General features: G+C 57.6%; 14 protein-coding genes. 11 read left to right on the top strand and 3 right to left on the bottom strand.

Going from position 1 to position 17,057, the window contains the following annotated elements; genetic code table 11:
- The first annotated feature begins 63 nt into the window (after positions 1-63).
- The 4 genes from eutH (FJE54_RS13930) (at position 64) to FJE54_RS13915 (ending at position 6,163) form a co-directional block, all read left to right on the top strand.
- Positions 64-1,320, top strand: a complete 1,257-nt coding sequence (eutH, locus tag FJE54_RS13930) for an ethanolamine utilization protein EutH (protein WP_139653400.1) — start codon at positions 64-66, stop codon at positions 1,318-1,320.
- Positions 1,321-1,398: 78 nt separating this feature from the next.
- Positions 1,399-3,174 carry an NTP transferase domain-containing protein gene (locus FJE54_RS13925; RefSeq protein ID WP_139653399.1) on the top strand — a complete coding sequence of 592 codons (1,776 nt, stop codon included), beginning with the start codon at positions 1,399-1,401 and terminating at the stop codon, positions 3,172-3,174.
- A 90-nt stretch (positions 3,175-3,264) separates the two neighbouring features.
- Positions 3,265-4,518 (top strand): ethanolamine utilization protein EutH, encoded by a 1,254-nt coding sequence (eutH, locus tag FJE54_RS13920; RefSeq protein ID WP_139653398.1) that lies wholly within the window; start codon positions 3,265-3,267, stop codon positions 4,516-4,518.
- 4 nt (positions 4,519-4,522) lie between these two features.
- Entirely contained in the window at positions 4,523-6,163 is a 1,641-nt protein-coding gene (locus FJE54_RS13915; protein WP_139653397.1) for a phosphotransferase, read from the top strand.
- A gap of 57 nt (positions 6,164-6,220) precedes the next feature.
- Here the strand turns inward: FJE54_RS13915 and FJE54_RS13910 are convergent, their stop codons facing one another.
- Genes FJE54_RS13910 through FJE54_RS13900 form a run of 3 tightly spaced genes read right to left on the bottom strand, consistent with a single transcriptional unit; the run spans position 6,221 to position 9,293 of the window.
- Positions 6,221-6,817 carry a sugar transferase gene (locus FJE54_RS13910; protein ID WP_139653396.1) on the bottom strand — a complete coding sequence of 199 codons (597 nt, stop codon included), beginning with the start codon at positions 6,815-6,817 and terminating at the stop codon, positions 6,221-6,223.
- Entirely contained in the window at positions 6,817-8,052 is a 1,236-nt protein-coding gene (locus tag FJE54_RS13905) for a DegT/DnrJ/EryC1/StrS family aminotransferase (protein ID WP_139653395.1), read from the bottom strand. The genes FJE54_RS13910 and FJE54_RS13905 overlap by 1 nt, the downstream gene beginning before the upstream one ends.
- Before the next feature lie 50 nt (positions 8,053-8,102).
- Positions 8,103-9,293: a glycosyltransferase family 4 protein gene (locus tag FJE54_RS13900; protein WP_139653833.1), complete on the bottom strand. Its 1,191-nt coding sequence runs from the start codon at positions 9,291-9,293 to the stop codon at positions 8,103-8,105.
- A gap of 280 nt (positions 9,294-9,573) precedes the next feature.
- Between FJE54_RS13900 and FJE54_RS13895 the strand changes: the two genes are divergently transcribed.
- The 7 genes from FJE54_RS13895 (at position 9,574) to FJE54_RS13865 (ending at position 17,037) form a co-directional block, all read left to right on the top strand.
- Entirely contained in the window at positions 9,574-10,341 is a 768-nt protein-coding gene (locus FJE54_RS13895) for a methionine ABC transporter ATP-binding protein (RefSeq protein WP_139653394.1), read from the top strand.
- A gap of 1 nt (position 10,342) precedes the next feature.
- Positions 10,343-11,020, top strand: a complete 678-nt coding sequence (locus FJE54_RS13890; RefSeq protein ID WP_139653393.1) for a methionine ABC transporter permease — start codon at positions 10,343-10,345, stop codon at positions 11,018-11,020.
- A gap of 111 nt (positions 11,021-11,131) precedes the next feature.
- Positions 11,132-11,989, top strand: a complete 858-nt coding sequence (locus tag FJE54_RS13885) for a MetQ/NlpA family ABC transporter substrate-binding protein (protein WP_139653392.1) — start codon at positions 11,132-11,134, stop codon at positions 11,987-11,989.
- Positions 11,990-12,223: 234 nt separating this feature from the next.
- On the top strand, positions 12,224-13,567 hold the full coding sequence (locus FJE54_RS13880; protein ID WP_139653391.1) for a glutamine synthetase family protein: 1,344 nt from the start codon (positions 12,224-12,226) through the stop codon (positions 13,565-13,567).
- Positions 13,568-13,576: 9 nt separating this feature from the next.
- Positions 13,577-14,251, top strand: a complete 675-nt coding sequence (locus tag FJE54_RS13875) for a winged helix family transcriptional regulator (RefSeq protein ID WP_139653390.1) — start codon at positions 13,577-13,579, stop codon at positions 14,249-14,251.
- A 73-nt stretch (positions 14,252-14,324) separates the two neighbouring features.
- Positions 14,325-15,317: a glycosyltransferase family 2 protein gene (locus tag FJE54_RS13870; RefSeq protein ID WP_139653389.1), complete on the top strand. Its 993-nt coding sequence runs from the start codon at positions 14,325-14,327 to the stop codon at positions 15,315-15,317.
- A gap of 1 nt (position 15,318) precedes the next feature.
- Entirely contained in the window at positions 15,319-17,037 is a 1,719-nt protein-coding gene (locus tag FJE54_RS13865; RefSeq protein WP_139653388.1) for an ArnT family glycosyltransferase, read from the top strand.
- Positions 17,038-17,057 lie beyond the last annotated feature (20 nt).

Below are 17,057 nucleotides of genomic sequence, written 5' to 3'. Positions count from 1 at the left end.
GCCTGGGAGCGGGGTGGTGCCGCATATCCACGCGCGATTGGATTAGAGGAAAGGGAGAGAAAGATGGAGATGCTCGGCACAGGTGTCGTGTACATCGTAATGATATGTGCGATCGTGGGGTGTGCAGCCTCGGTTATCAAACCCGAAAGCGAGCTCGGCCTCCAGTGGCAGTTCGGCATCGAGGCGATCGGCTCGCTCTTTCTTTCGGTTGCAGGCGTGTGGGCTTCGATTCCGTATCTTAAAGCGTTCATCAGCGCGGTATTCGGACCGGCATACGCCGCGATTGGGGCCGATCCCGCTCTTGCGGCAACGACATTCATAGCTTCCGATATGGGCGGCTACCAGCTTGCAGAAACGCTTGCGCAGACCTATGAGGGATGGATCATGGCCATGACCACGGGTTACATGGCTGGAGCAACTATTGTGTTCACCATTCCAGTCGCACTCAAGATGATCCCGCGCAAAGATCAGAAGTATTTGGCCCTCGGTGCAATGAGCGGATTCCTCGCGATACCGATCGGTGTTCTTGTGACAAGCGTCATCCTTGCGTTTACGAACCCCTTCATCCGCGAAACTGCTGCAACCAACACCGAAGCGACCTACCAACTTGCGCTCACATTCAGTCAGATCGGAATCAATCTCGTACCCCTTATCGTCATCTGCGTGGCGCTCGCGCTCGGTTTGCGCTTCAAGCCCGATGCCATGATCAAGGGGTTCATGGTATTCGGCCGTGTGCTCGAATCGGCGCTCAAGATCATTCTCGTGTTGTGCGTGGTTGAATACTTCACCGGCTTCTTCTCGTCGACGCTCGGCGCGGCGTGGGGTTTCGATCCTATCCTTGCCACCGAGGACGATCTCATGCGCTGTCTCGAGGCATGCGGCGCAACGGGAATGATGCTATGCGGTGCGTTTCCCATGGTATGGCTCATTAGGAAATTCCTTGCCAAACCGCTTGATACGCTTGGCAGGACGGTCGGACTGAGCTCCGATGCCATGACGGGCATCCTCGCTGCATGCGCGAACCTGCTCGCACTGCTTGCGATGTTCAAATCGATGAAGGCGCGCGACAAGGTGATCACGCTTTCGTTTGCCGTGTGCTGTGCCTTCGTCCTCGGAGATCACCTCTCGTTCACCGCGAACTTCCAACCAACGCTCATCGTACCTATCATGTTTGGTAAATTGGTTGCGGGCATCTGCGCTATCGTCTTTGCTCGGTGGCTGTCGGTGAAAAAGGCTGAGCAGCTCGAAGAGCAGGACATGCTGCTTGAAGACGGGCTGGAAGGCAAGGTGGAGCACGAGCTGGAGCCAAAGACGGTTTAGCGGGGTTGCGGGTGCATCGGATAAAACATCTCTTACTGGTATAGCAAGGTCGAATGAGTAAGGAGTGAGAAGGCGGATATGTCTCTCGAGAAGAAAGAGTTCTTAGTGCTTCGGGAATGTTCGAAGGGCGAAGGTCCGCTGACGCAGAGAGACCTGACTGACGCGACCGGGTTGTCGCTCGGGTCGATCAATGCGGCGTGCAAACAGCTCATCGAAGACGGGCTGCTCGAGGGGGAATACCGGATAACCCCACGCGGCATGGATGCCCTTGTTCCCTACAAGGTCGACAACGCGGTCATCATGGCCGCAGGTTTTTCATCGCGCTTTGCGCCGATTTCCTACGATAGGCCGAAGGGAATGTTGAAGGTGCGCGGCGAAGCGCTGATAGAGCGCCAGATCCGCCAGTTGCAAGAGGCCGGCATCGAAGACATCACCGTCGTGGTCGGCTATATGAAGGAAGCGTTCTTTCATTTGGAAGACAAGTTCGGCGTGCGCATCGTCGTGAACGAGGAGTATGTAACGCGAAACAACAACTCTACGCTCATGCTTGTAAGAGAGCGGCTTGGCAACACGTACGTCTGCTCGTCGGACGATTATTTCACTGAGAACGTATTTTCAGCTTACGAGTACCAAGCGTTTTACGCAGCCCGGTACTTTCCCGGCAAAACCGACGAATACTGCATAACGGTGGGAGCGGGCAACCGTATCGTAAAGGTGAGCTACGGGGGAGCGGATGCTTACGGAATGCTCGGGCATGTATACTTCGATCGGACGTTTTCGGAAGGATTCGTCAAAATCCTCGAAGAGGAGTACGACAAGCCCGAGACGGCACCGAAATTGTGGGAGGACATCTACGTCGACCATATCAGAGAACTCGAAATGGTCATGCAACCTTTCGACGAGGGCGTTGTGTACGAGTTCGATTCGCTCGATGATCTGCGCGAATTCGACCATGATTTCATTGATAACGTCGATTCGGAAATATTCGACAATATTTGTGCGGTACTTGGATGTCCTCGCTCGGCAATAATCGACATCGCGCCCATCAAAGAAGGACTCACTAACCTGTCGTTTCGTTTTTCATGCGGCGACTCGACATACGTGTATCGTCATCCCGGTGCTGGGACCGAGGAGATCATCAATCGCGAGAGCGAGGCGTATTCGCAGGGCGTCGCCAAAAAGCTCGGCATCGATGAGACGTTCATCTTCGAGGATCCCGAAAGGGGATGGAAGCTGTCGGCATTCATTCCTGATTGCATAGCGTTCGACTATCACGACCCCGATCACGTTGAGCGCGGACTCGCCTTGGTGCGCAAGCTCCATGCAAGCGGAGAAGTGTCGGCGTGGTCGTTTGACGTGTACGAAAAAGCCGAGGAGATAGTCGTGCTTCTCGGAAGCAAGTCGTATCCTTCGTTTCCCGATTTTGCCGAGTTGGCCGATCGTGCAAAGCGGCTCAACGATTTCGTACAATCAGACGGTATTGAGCGAGTGCTGTGTCACAACGACTTCTACAACCCGAACTTTCTCGTTCGCGACGATGTGATGTACCTCGTCGATTGGGAGTATTCGGCCATGTCTGATTACGCAAGCGATCTGGGCACGTTCGTATGCTGCTCCGACTATACAGTTGCCGAGGCCGAAGAGGTCATCGCGAAGTATTTCGGAAGGCCTCCAACCGCTGCCGAGCGCAGGCACTGTCTCGCATACGTGAGCATAAGCGCTTACTACTGGTTCGTATGGGCCCTGTATAAAGAGTCGACGGGGGATCCTGTCGGGAATTGGCTTTACTTGTGGTATCGCGCGGCGAAAACATACGGAAAGCTTGCGCTTTGCCTTTACGAGGCAATGGATTAGGAATCAAAAGCCGCTGCATGCGGTTGCATACAGCGGTTGAAAATGCAAGGAAGCCGCTTCTCGCGGTCTTTCGGAAGAAGGGGAAATCATATGGAGTTGTTCGGGACCATTGTGGTCTACATTATCATGGCGTGCGCGTTCGCAGGCTGCGTCGCCTCGATCTTCAAACCCGAAAGCGAACTCGGACAGCAGTTTGTGGCGGGTATCGATTCGATCGGTCCGATCTTTCTTCCTGTTGCCGGCATCATGGCATCGGCACCGTTTCTGACCGCATTCGTGAGCTCGGTGTTCGGTCCGGTCTACGGGGCGCTCGGTGCGGATCCCGCTATGGCGGCGACGACCTTCATTGCCGTCGATATGGGCGGCTATCAGCTCGCCGACGCGCTCGCCCAAACGCGCGAGAGCTGGATGATGGCCATGATTACCGGTTATATGGCAGGGGCAACCATCGTATTCACGATTCCCGTCGCTTTGAAAATGCTTCAGAAGAAGGATCGTAAGTACCTTGCGCTCGGCGTCATGAGCGGGCTTCTCGCTATCCCCATCGGCGTGCTTGTCGGCAGCGTTATCATTGCGCTTGCGAACCCCGTCATCCGCGAGGTGGTATCGACTAACGCTGATGCGACCTATCAGCTTGCGTTGAGTTTTGCTCAAATCGGCGTGAACCTCGTTCCCCTCATCATTATCTGCGTGGCGCTTGCTCTCGGCTTGCGGTTCGCGCCTGATGCGATGATCAAGGGCTTCATCGTGTTCGGCCGTGTGCTCGAAAGCGTGCTCAAGCTCGTGTTCGTTCTCGCCGTCATCGAATACTTCACGGGTGCGTTTACAACGATCTTCGGCTCCTTCGGCTTCGATCCGATCATTGCCGACGAGGAAGATATCTTTAGGGCTCTCGAGGTCTCGGGAGCGATCGGCATGATGCTGTGTGGCGCGTTTCCCATGGTGTATCTCATCAAGCGCTACCTCGCTAAGCCGCTCGCGAAAATCGGCGGCGTCTTCGGTCTCAGCTCTGATGCCACGACCGGTCTTCTTGCTGCTTCGGCGAACGTGCTAGCGCTTCTAGCCATGGTTAAAGATTTGAGGGCTCGCGATAAGGTGATCACCCTTGCGTTTGCGGTCTGCTGCGCGTTTTTGTTTGGCGATCACCTTTCGTTTACGGCGAATTTCCAACCTTCGATGATCGTTCCGGTTCTTATCGGTAAGCTTTCGGCAGGTATTTGCGCTATTGCGTTTGCGACGCTTCTCGCGGTGAAGAAGGCCGAACAACTTGAGGCTGAAGACGAGCAGCTCGAAGCCGAGGAAGAGCGGATCCTGGCACTCGTTCCCGTAAACGAGAAGGCATAAAGCAATGGGGGATACGCAAGCATATTTGAAGCCGGTCGACAACGCGATCATCCTTGCGGCGGGTTTCGGATCGCGGTTCGTGCCGCTGACCTACGATACTCCGAAGGGGCTGCTCGAAGTACACGGCAAGCCGATGCTCGAACGGCAGATCGAACAGCTCATCGAGGCGGGGATCACCGACATCGTTATAGTCATCGGATACATGAAAGAAGCCTTCGAGTACCTGGTCGACGCCTACGGCGTGAAGCTCATCTACAATCCCGATTATGCGACGAAGAACAACCTCGAAAGCCTGCGTTTGGCCGCGCCGTATCTGAAGAATTCCTACGTGCTTATGGCCGATAACTGGATCGAGCGATCGCCGTTCAATGCGCACGAGTCGCACAGTTGGTTCTCGTGCCTCAGATTCGACGGGCCGACCGACGAGTGGTGCATCGAGTCCGATGAAAGCGGTAGAATTACAAGCATCGAAATCGGGGGAGCGGATGCGCTTGCCATCGTCGGCCCCGCGTTCTTCGACGAAGCGTTCTCCAACCGCTTCAAGGAGCTCATGGACGAGTACGCACGCTGTCCGGATGCCGATGATTTCTATTGGGAGCAGGTTCTCAAGGACCATATCGACGAACTCGTCATGTACGTGAACGACCAGACGGGCAACGTGCACGAGTTCGAGTGCCTCGAAGAGCTGCGCGCGTACGACGTTTCCTACGCCACCGATTCGCGCAACGAGGTCATGCGCTTCATCGCGGACTCGTTCGGCGTCGAAGAGTCGGCCATCACCGACATCTTCCCGCTCAAAGAGGGCGTCACGAACAATTCGTTCCACTTCGCCCTCGGAAGCGACGAATATGTGCTGCGCGTACCCGGCATCGGCACCGACAAGCAGATCGACCGGCGAAGCGAGAAGCTTGTGTACGACTCGATCGCGCCGCTCGGCATATCGGACGAGGTGGTGCGCTTCGATGCCGAAACGGGCATCAAGATCACGCGGTACTGGCACGACGTGCGCTCCGCCGATCCCTTTGACGATCGCGATCTCGAAATATCGATGCAGCAGATAAAAAAGGTGCACGAGCTTGCGATCGAGATTCCGCACCGCTTCGATATCGCGCGCATGATCGCCGACTACTATGCACTCGCCGAAAGCGCCCATGCGATTCGGTTTCGCGACATCGAGGAGACGAATCGCAAGGTACGTCGCCTGTTCGCGCTGAAAAAGCGCGTCGAGGTGCCCGAGATTCTCTGCCACGGCGATTACGCTCACATCAACATCCTCATGCTGCCGGACGGCGAGGGGCGTGTCATAGACTGGGAATTTGCGGGCATGGGCGATCCGATCATGGACGTTGCGATGTACGCCATTTTCGCCGAACTCGATAAAGAACGCATCGACCTTGCTCTGCGTCTGTACGTTGGGGATGAGCCGACGGAGAACGAATGGACGCGCCATTACCTCTACGTGGCGCTCGGCGGATTCCTCTGGTGCATGTGGGCGGAGTACAAGCAGGCGCTCGGGCAGGAGTTCGGGGAATATCCGATGACGATGTACCGGTATACGAAGGATTTCTACCGCGAGCTTGAGAAGCGCGGCGCATTCGAGGGCATATCGGATACGTGGGATCCGTTCGGAATCCAATCCGAGTAGGACAGTGCAGGGCGATTTTAGGACTCGGAGTCGTGCGGGATAGAAGGCAAGGCGGAGCTATTCTTCGTCTTCGACGAACACGCCCTCCTGTCCGAACACCGTCGCGAACGTCTTGAAGAATATCTTCACGTCGAGCCGAAACGTGAGATGGTGCACGTAGTAGACATCGAGCGCGAGCCGATCGTGCCAAGGGAGCGCGTTTCTGCCGCACACGGCGGCGTAGCCGGTGATGCCGGGGCGTACGAGTAGCTTCTCGCGTTCGTTGCCCACGTACAGTTCGGTTTCGCGTTCGAGATCGGGTCGGGGGCCGATGAGGCTCATATCGCCTTTGACCACGTTGAATATCTGAGGAAGCTCGTCGATGCTCGTCTTTCGCATGAAGCGTCCCATGCGCGTCATGCGCGGATCATCTGCTCCGTTATAGGTCGATCCGTCGGGCATCGTGAGATCGGGCGCATCCACTTTCATCGACCGGAGCTTGTACATCTTGAAAACCCGTCCGTCTTTGCCGATGCGCGGCGCGTTGTAGAAGACGGGCCCCTTGTCCTCGAAATGGATGAACGGTGCCAGGATAAGCAGTATCAGGGCGACGAAGGGCGAGGCGACGATTCCGATGAGAATGTCGAGGCATCTCTTCACGAAGCGGGCGTACATCAGCCGCGCCCTCGCGTATCCTGCTCGTCCGCAGCTTCGAGAGCCCGCTTGAACGTTCCTATCACGTAGTCGACATCTTCGTCGGAGAGCAGGGTGTGGAGCGGCAACGTTATTTCGTTTCGGTATTGGGCATACGCGTTCGGGAAGTCGGCGATGTCGAATCCGAGGGTACGGTACGCAGTGAACAGGGGCAGGGGCTTGTAATGGACGTTCGTTGCAACGCCCGCCTCGGCCATGAGCTCGATGACTCGGTTGCGAAACGCCTCGTCCTTGCCCGGCAGCCGCACGAGCATGAGGTGACCGCTCGAATTCGCCCAGTCACCGAAGTGCTTGAGCACGCATGCTCCGGTTTCGGCGAGACCCGCTTCGTAGCGCATGATAATCTCGCGCCTGCGGGCGAGAAGTTTCGGATAGCGTGTAAGCTGAGCCAGCCCCATCGCCGCCTGGATGTCGGTCATGTTGCACTTCCAGCCCGGAAACGCGATGTCGTACTCCCAGGCGCCGACCTTCGTTTTGGCAAGCGCGTCTTTCGTTTGGCCGTGGAGAGATTGCAGCATGAGGTCTCGGTAGAGCGCCTCGGAGTCGAATCCGCCTTCGCGCCATACGAGCGCCCCGCCTTCGGCTGTCGTGAGATTCTTCACGGCATGGAACGAGAACGTGGTGAAATCGGCAACCGAACCGCTTGCGCGCCCGTGGTAGTCTGCACCGAGCGAATGGGCGGCATCGGCCACGATGATGACACGGTCGAAAGCGCGCTGCAGCTCATTTTCCGGGTGCCACAGGGCCTTCTTCGTCAAAAGAACGCCTGTAAGCCTGTCGTAGTCGCACATCCTGCCTGCAATGTCGACGGGTATAACGGCTTTCGTGCGTTCGGTGATGAGGTCGCCGAGTTCGGCATAGTTCATTTCGTAGGAGCCGGGCGCGGTATCGACGAGCACGGGCGTTGCTCCCACGTGGCAGATGGGCGAGCACGATGCGGTGTAGGTGTAGGCCGAGGTTATGACCTCGTCGCCGGGACCGATGCCGAGCGCTCGCAAGGCGCATTCGAGCGCTGCGGTTGCCGATGAAAGGCATACGGCTTTCGTTGCTTTCGTGTAGGCGGCTATGCTCAGTTCGAGCTCTTTTGTTTTCGGGCCGGTGGTTATCCAGCCTGATCGCAGGGCCTCGGCAACGGCGTCGATCTCCGCCTCGGTAATGTCGGGCGGGGAGAATGAGATATGTCGGGTTGCTTCCATGCGTCCATTATAGGGCAAGGCGCGCCGTGCGGTCGATTGCACCACAGAAATCAGATCAGAGTTCGAATCAGGTCGACGATTCTCATATACGAACGCGGCTGGTCGAACGACTCTTCGGCGACGGCGCGCGCTTTCGCGCCCATGATCTTGCGCATGCTGGGGTTCAGGGTGAGCTTCTCGATAGCTTCTGCAAGCACCTCGGCGTTTTCCGCCTCGACGTTCACGCCGAAACCGCCGCTTGCAACGAGTTTTTTGAACTCGGGGCTCGTGCCGGTGTTGATGAGAGGGTTTCCGCTTGCCAGGTAATCTCCGATCTTCGTGACGATGCTTTGCACGGCCGATTGCACAAGCGAGTTCACGGTAATGTCGGAGGCGGCGAGAAAGGCGGCCATGTGCGGGTAATCCATGTAGCCGAGAAAATCCACCGGCGCTTGCTTTTCGTGCGCGAGCGCTTCGAGTTTCTCCCGGTCGGGACCGTCGCCGAGGATCTTAACGCGCACGCAGTCCGCGCGTTTTGCGAGCAGCGATGCCGCTTCGACGAGCGTCGCGATGTCATAGCTCGCGCCGAGCGTGCCCGCATAGGTTACCCACACCTCGCCCTGCGGTTTCTCGATCTCGGCGGCATGAGCCCGCACGCCGGCATCGAAATCGGCGAGGACGTTTCCCACGTAGACCGTTGCTTTGGGGTAGGGCTTTTCGCGATCCTTCGTCGGTCGATCGGCGTATTCGTCAGAGGTTCCGACCGCGCCTGACAAAAGCTCGTACACGCGTCTCGCATCGCGGGCGAACGGGTAGAATGCGATGTCGCTTACGACGGGGATGTTCACGACCATACGCATGGCTTCAGGCCATAGATCGTTGATGTCGGCTACGAATGGAATACCGTGTCCGCTCGCGTATTCAGCGCATGCGCGAGCGACGTCATTCGGCGGAATCTCGGCGTAGATAAGCGCATACTCGCCTTGGTGCGCTTCGAGGTGGGCGCGGAGGTTTTTGGCTGCCACCGCATGGCTTCTGATGCGCCCGAGATCGAGGTTTTTGGTGTAGCCCGGCTCGTCGATGAACACGAGGGAGTAGGGAAGGTTCCGATAGCACGCCTTCGAGGTGTCGCGGTGCGCTTTGTCCCAGTGCTGAAAGCTCGACGTGATGAGGTCGACTTCGAATCCCTCGCGGACCAGTAATTCCGAAAGGAAGCGGAACCGGGTGTAGCCGCGCGTCTCGTCGCCGAGCTTCACGCCCATGGTTACCACTGCGATTTTTTTCCTTGCGCTGTTCATCCGAGCTATTATACACAGCTTGTCGTGGATTTTAAGGGATGTGCGTACTTGACATCTCGAAATCATCGAGTAGTATTGACCCGTTATGAATTTCGAATTCGTACATAGCATGATGATGTGCATGCCCAAGCCTGGGTTCGTCGGCGTGCGCGCAGACACTCAGGCCTAGCTTCCGAGCGGCCATATCTCAAACCATGTACGGCCGCATATCATGTTAGTTATTCTGTACGAGGAAATCTGAACAATGATCCAGATCGAGCATCTGTCAAAAACATACGACGGCGCGTCGAAGCACCATGCGCTTACCGACGTCAGCCTCACTATCGCTGATGGCGATATCTTCGGTATCATCGGCGAATCGGGTGCGGGTAAATCGACGCTCGTGCGTTGCATCAACCTGCTCGAGCGACCCACGTCCGGCCGTATCGTCATCGACGGCGAGGATGTCACGGGCTACGCGGGCAAGCAGTTGCTTTCGCTGCGCGCATCCATCGGCATGATCTTCCAGAATTTCAGCCTGTTCCAGCAGCGCACGGTTTTGAAGAACGTGACGTTTCCGCTCGAGCTGCGCCACGATAAGAAAGAGCATCGCGAGGCGCGTGCGCTGGAGCTCTTGGAGCTCGTAGGGCTTACCGAGAAGGCGAAGAGCTATCCGAGCCAGCTTTCGGGCGGACAGCAGCAGCGTGTTGCCATCGCGCGCGCACTTGCCAACAACCCACGCGTGATGCTGTGCGACGAGGCTACAAGCGCACTTGACACCCGGACGACCATTTCGATACTCAAGCTTCTCAAGAGCATCAACGAAGAGCTCGGGGTGACGATGGTCGTCATCACCCACTCGCTTGCCGTAGCCGAGAAGATCTGCAACAAGATCGCGGTCATCGACCAGGGGCGCATCGTCGAGACGGGGGATACGAGAGCCGTGTTCTCGAACCCGCGAAGCGCTGTGACTCGCGAACTACTGGGAAGCGACTATCTGCCGGGCGACCCCGCCGAAAGGCAGGTGGGGTAGCATGGAGTGGCTGCAAGGGTTTTTCGCGCAGTACGGAGGTCTGCTTGCCCAGGGCACCTGGGACACGATTCTCATGATGGGCATACCAACCATCATCGCCTATCTTGTGGGCATTCCGCTCGGGGTGCTTCTGTTCGTGTCCGCACCTGGGGGCCTGAGGCCCAACCGGGTGCTCAACACGGTGCTCGGCTGGATCGTCAACATCGGGCGCTCCATTCCGTTCGTGATCCTCATCGTCGTGCTGATTCCCGCCACGCGTTTTGTCACCGGCACGACGCTCGGTGTTCCCGGTGCGGTGTTTCCGCTCATCATCGCTGCGATCCCGTTCGTTGCGCGCATGGTCGAGCAGAGCCTCGCCGAGGTTGATGCGGGGCTCGTCGAGGCGGCGCAAAGCTTCGGTGCGAACATCTGGCAGGTTGTTATCAAGGTCTACCTCAAAGAAAGCGTGCCTTCGCTCGTGCGCGGTGCGGCCATTACGCTCATTACGCTTCTGGGCTATTCGGCCATCGCCGGCATGGTGGGCGCGGGCGGCTTGGGCGACATTGCGGTCAGATACGGCTACCAGCGCTACGAGGTCGAGGTTATGGTTGCGGCGCTTCTGATCTGCATCGTGCTCGTGCAGATCATGCAGAGCATCATGAACGTGGTCGCGCGGCGCGTCGACAAGCGCACGAGATAGCGCGTTCACCGTAAATCGGCATCGCCCGAACAGGTTTTTCCTCGTACATGTACTAGAATCCAAAATTCATACGCGTATTCGTGTATCGTAAGAAAAGGGAAGGGTTACACCATGAAATTGAGAAACGTACTTAAGATCGGACTTGCCGCTGCGCTCGCCTGCGGCACCCTCGGCCTTCTGGCCGGATGCGGATCGGGCGACTCGAACGGCTCGTCGTCGGGCGACGCTCCTGCAAGCGAGGACAAGGTCATCAAGGTCGGCGCATCGCCGGCACCCCATGCCGAGATCCTCGAACAGGTCAAGGCCCAGCTTGCCGACCAGGGCTACACGCTTGAAATCCAGGAGTTTTCCGACTACGTGCAGCCGAACCTCGCGCTTTCGAACGGCGAGCTCGACGCGAACTACTTCCAGCACATCACCTACCTTGAGGACTTCGACGCCGAGCGCGGCCTCGACCTCGTTTCCGCGGGCGGCATCCACTTCGAGCCGCTGTGCGTCTATCCCGGCAAGTCCGCAAGCTTCGACGATTTGCCTGAGGGCGCCCAGATCGCCGTCCCGAACGATGCCACCAACGAAGCCCGCGCCCTTCTCCTGCTGCAAGAGCAGGGGGTCATCACGCTCAAAGACGGCGCTGGTCTGACCGCAACGAAGAATGACATCGCTGAGAATCCCAAAAACGTCGAGATCATCGAAGCCGAAGCCGCCGCGCTTCCGCGTACGCTTGCCGACGTTGACCTGGCCGTCATCAACGGCAATTACGCCATCGGCGCGGGACTCGATCCCTCTACCGCCATCGCAAGCGAAGAGGCGAATTCCGAGGCTGCCGAGAAGTACGTCAACGTCGTCGCGGTCAATCCCGCCGACAAGGACTCCGAGAAGATCCAGGCGCTCGTGAAGGCGCTTACAAGCGATACGGTGAAGCAGTTCATCGACTCCACCTACGATGGGGCGGTTATCGCAACGTTCTAACCAGCACACAATTCAGGCGTGATGCGGTTCTCTCCGCATTACGCTCTACCGAAAGAGGTCGGCTTCTGGAAGTCGGCCTCTTTTCGTCATTCGGCCCGTGCCGTTTTTCGGTCCAACGTTTTTGGAAGCGCTGCGCCCGTAACATATTTGAAACCATTGCCTTTATAATGGAAGCCATCACAGATAAGCTTTTCCAGGGATCGAGCGCCGTACCGCAATCGAAAGAAGGCTTCCATGACGACAAACCCCGATCAGGACTTCGTGCTCAAAACCATCAAGAGCCGCGACGTTCACTTCGTCCGATTCTGGTTCACCGACGTGCTCGGCACCATGAAATCGTTCGCAGTCATCCCGAGCGAACTCGAAAACGCGTTTATCGAGGGCATGGGTTTCGACGGAAGCTGCGTCGAGGGCTTCTGTCGCACGCAGGAATCGGATATGCTCGCCTATCCGGACGCGTCGACGTTCCAGGTGCTGCCGTGGCGCCCCGACTCCAATGCCGTCGCGCGCATGTTCTGCTCGATCAAGACACCTGCAGGCGAGCCGTTCGAGGGCGATTCGCGTGCGGTGCTCAAGCGCGTCGTCGATAAGGCTGCGCAGATGGGCTACGTCTACAACGTCGGACCCGAGCTCGAGTACTACTACTTCAAGGATGCCGAGGGGACCGAAGTGCTTGATCGTGGCGGGTATTTTGACCTCACCTGCCTCGATTCGGCAAGCGATCTTCGGCGCGATACCGTGCTCACGCTCGAGAAGATGGGTATTCCCGTGGAGTACTCGCACCATGAGAACGGCCCTTCGCAGCATGAGATCGACCTGCGCTATTCCGATGCGCTCTCCATGGCCGACGCGGTCATGACCTACAAGCTCGTGGTGAAGGAAATCGCCATGAAGCACGGCGTACACGCATCGTTCATGCCCAAACCTCTCGCCGACGAAGCGGGAAGCGGCATGCACGTGCACCAGAGCCTCTTCGATATGGACGGCAACAACGCGTTTTTCGACATTGCCGATCCCGAGGGCTACAACCTGTCGAAGGTCGCCAAGCACTACATCGCGGGCCTTCTGAAATACGCCCCTGAATTCTGCGCCATCACGAACCAGTACGTGAACTCCTATAAACGCCTCGTCGACGGGGGGGAGGCACCTCTGTACGTCTCGTGGGCGCAGCGCAACCGCTCCACCCTCGTACGCATTCCCGGCTACAAGCCTGGGAAGGAAAGCGCATGCCGCATCGAGCTACGAAGCCCCGATCCGGCCGCCAATCCCTATCTTGCGTTCGCGGTCATGCTTGCGGCGGGTCTCAGGGGGATCGAAGACGAGCTTGAACTCGATCCTCCCACCGAGGATCGAGACCTGTTCAGGCTGTCGCGCCAAGAGCTTCGAAAGCTCGGTATCGCAACGCTGCCCGATAGCCTCGGCGAAGCGATCGAGCTGTTCGCTGAATCAGAGCTGATGCGCGACGTGCTCGGCGAGCACATTCACGGCTATCTTGTGGAGGCGAAACGTGCGGAATGGAACAGCTACCAGCGAAACGTGACCCGATGGGAACTCGATCGCTATCTGGCCGCGTTGTAGGGGGCGCGCATGCAGAGTAAACAGGTCATATTCGTGGCAGACAGCCTCGATAACGCGCACAAGTTCCAAGCGGTGCTCTCAGCGCTTGACGTGGATGTTGCCGCGGGGTCTTCCGTTCAATTCAAGCGGTTGCTCGAACAGCATCCGAGCTGCGATCTCGTCGTATACGAGGCGCGTGGCGACGCGATGCAGAACATATCCAGAGTCGAGGCGGCGCTGCTCGAAGATGGGTGCGGCGCACTGCTCGTCATCGTCAACGACGATCAGCTTGCCGAATTTCGTCTTCCCGTTCAAGTGAAGAGCGATTTCGTCGTCCACGGCTCGAGTGCCGACGAATGCTCGGCGCGCATCCGCCAGCTTCTGTGGCCGGGAAACGAAAGCTCCACGTCCGATTACATCGCCGTCGATGCTATGACCATTAACCTTGCGACGTATCAGGTGAAGATCGCAGGCGAACCGCTCGATCTCACGTATCTCGAGTACGCGCTTCTGGCCTTCCTTGTCACCCATCCGGGACGCACCTATTCGCGCGATGCGCTTTTGCGGCGGGTGTGGGGGTTCGATTACTACGGGGGTTCACGTACGGTCGACGTGCACGTGCGCCGCGTGAGGGCTAAGCTCGGCCCCGAGTTGGCGCAGCGCCTCGAAACGGTGCGCGGCGTGGGATACCTCTGGTCCATGTAGTTACCTTCCTGCTTCGAAACTGTGGTATATTTCTTTCTTACGATAGTCGAAGCCGTTAAAGACCATAGGGATCATGGATACTGTTCAGCCTGTTTCAGGGAACCGCAACGACGAGCTAGCTCACGAGGCACCGAGCCTCTGCATTGTCGTGCCGTGCTACAACGAAGAAGAGGTGCTCGGCGAGACGGCTTCGCGCCTGAAGGCTCTTGTCTTTGATCTCAGCGCGAGGGGTCAGGTGCGCGCATGCCGTATTCTGTTCGTCGACGACGGATCGATCGATGAGACATGGCGCATCGTCTGTGAACTTCACGAGAGAGATCCCCTATTCACGGGGCTTAAACTTAGCCGCAACCGCGGACACCAAAACGCACTTCTGGCGGGGCTCATGTATGCGAAGGATCGCTTCGATGCGGTGATCTCGCTCGACGCCGATCTGCAAGACGACATCGACATCATTCCCGACATGCTCGCGGGGTACCGAGGCGGAAGCGATATCGTGTATGCGGTACGAGAATCGCGCGAGACGGATTCTTTCGCAAAACGAACGTTCTCCCAACTGTATTACAAGGTCATGGAAAAGCTCGGTTCGGACGTGTTGTACAACCATGCCGATTACCGCCTCATGAGCAAACGTGCGCTGTCGGCGCTGTCCGAATTCGACGAAGTCAATCTGTTCTTGCGGGGACTTGTGCGGCTCGTCGGTTATCCGAGCAGCGTCGTGTACTACAAACGGGCGGAGCGGTTTGCGGGCACGAGCAAATACCCGCTTGGGAAAATGCTGTCGTTCGCGTTCGAGGGTATCTCGTCCTTCAGCACGAAGCCCCTCAAGTTCGTGACGCTGCTGGGGGGGGGTGTGTCTGCGCTCTCCCTTGTCCTGTTCGTATACTTCATTGTGCAGTATGCGTTGGGAAACACCGTCGCTGGATGGCCGAGCCTTATCGTGTCGGTGTGGTTTTTGGGCGGCCTCATGCTGCTTTCTTTGGGGATCGTCGGCCAGTATGTCGGTAAGATCTACCTTGAGGTAAAGCATCGGCCCCGCTATATCGTCGAGGATGTAGCGGAGTAGCATGGGCGTACTGGGTAATCTCGGCACAGCCGTTTCGGACTGGAAAAACCCGTTTCTCAACGCTCGTGTACGGTATTCGGCGCTTGCGGTCATCATCGTACTCGGAGCTATTGCACGCATCACAATGTGCTTCATCGGGTTTCCGTTCGAATTGCATGCCGACGAGATGAACGTGGTCGAGCCTGCCGTCGACATGATTGCGCGCGATTCGTACCTTACGTACGTGTACTTTCATCCCGATCATATGCAGATCAAACTCTGCGCACTGCTGTTTAACGCGTACTCGTTTATCCGATACGGTGTGGACGCGGCTACCGTGGGCGTCATTCCTGCCTTTTACGTCATCGCGCGCTTGATCACGGCCCTCTGCGGAATCGCAATGATCCCACTTGCCCACGGTTTGCTTGAGCGAATCAAGCAGGGAGCCGGCGTGTTCGGTGCTTTTGCGGTTGCTTTTTTCCCCGCCTACATCACGCATTCGGGATATGCGTCTCCCGATGTGCCGCTGTCGCTCATCGTACTTGTGCTCATCTACCTCGGGGTACGCTATATCGAGAACGGGAGACTCGGATTGGTGATCGCCCTGGGCGTTGCGACGGCCATCGGCATGACGACCAAGTACCCTGCCGCCATCTGCTGTTTCTACGTAGCGGGCATTATCGCGTTCGAAGGCTTTCGCACCCGCGGCGCAAAAGCCGTGGCGCTGCGCGTTCTGCTCGTGGCTGCGGTTGCGTTTGTGTGCCTGTTTGCCATATCGCCCAACCTGGTAACCGACCTAGGCTCGGTACTCGCCTCGTTGAAAAACGAGTCTCGCCCGAACCATCTGGGTGCGGACGGTCTTGGTTTCTTCGGCAATCTGCAGTTTTATGCGACGGGCTTTTTCTCCATTCCCGATGCGACGTACAACGATACTCCCTATACGAACTTCGAAACTTTTATTCCCTTGGTGATCGGCGTCTTCTGTCTTGCTCGAACCAAGGCGCGTCTTCTGCTTCCGTTTGCCCTGTGTCTGATGTTCTGGGTTGTGCTGAGCGTATTCAGCCTCCATTGGCTCAGGTGGGCGTTGCCCATGTACGTAGGGCCGCTCGTTTTAGCGGGACTGGGCCTCTATGCCATGGTCGGCGCATCATCTGTTTTTCTCGCTCGTGACCGAGGCGCGTTCGGCGATTCGAAGGGCGGGGGCTTTCGTGCGGCACGCGTTGCCGTGGCTGGTGCAACTGCAGCCCTTGCGGCTGTAATCGCTTTAAATGCGCTGGTAAGTTCTGCGGTATTGGTCAAAACAGCCGTGGTGCCCCAGACGAGAATCGAAGCCCTCGCTTTTTGCGAAGAGCATAACATCGCGTACGAAAACAGCGCGTACGACGGCTATAGCCCGCTCAACTTACGGCTTGCGGGACATGCGAAAAACGCGTTCACCGATGCGACCTCGCTTATCCCCCTTGATGACGGCAGGGATATCGAGTACGTCATCATCAGCAGCTACATGTACGAGCGCTATGATCCTGGCAATCCCGAGCATGCGGAAGCGCTCGCGTTCTACGACACCGTGAGAAACGAGTGCGAACTTGTGCACGAGTGGAAAGCGACGAAGATCGAACAGACGCCGCTCGGCATCCTCAACATCGCCGCGAAGGTTGGCTACCTTGCACTGCCGGCAGATGAGTGCCTGGCGGGGCCCGATAACGCGATCTACCGACTGCCCGACCAAGATTCTGCCTAAGCGCGTGCGGTTCGCGGGCT

Origin of the sequence: Raoultibacter phocaeensis, from assembly GCF_901411515.1 — a bacterium.
GTDB classification, from domain to species: Bacteria; Actinomycetota; Coriobacteriia; order Coriobacteriales; family Eggerthellaceae; genus Raoultibacter; species Raoultibacter phocaeensis.
This window is presented reverse-complemented; position numbering and strand designations above follow the sequence as displayed.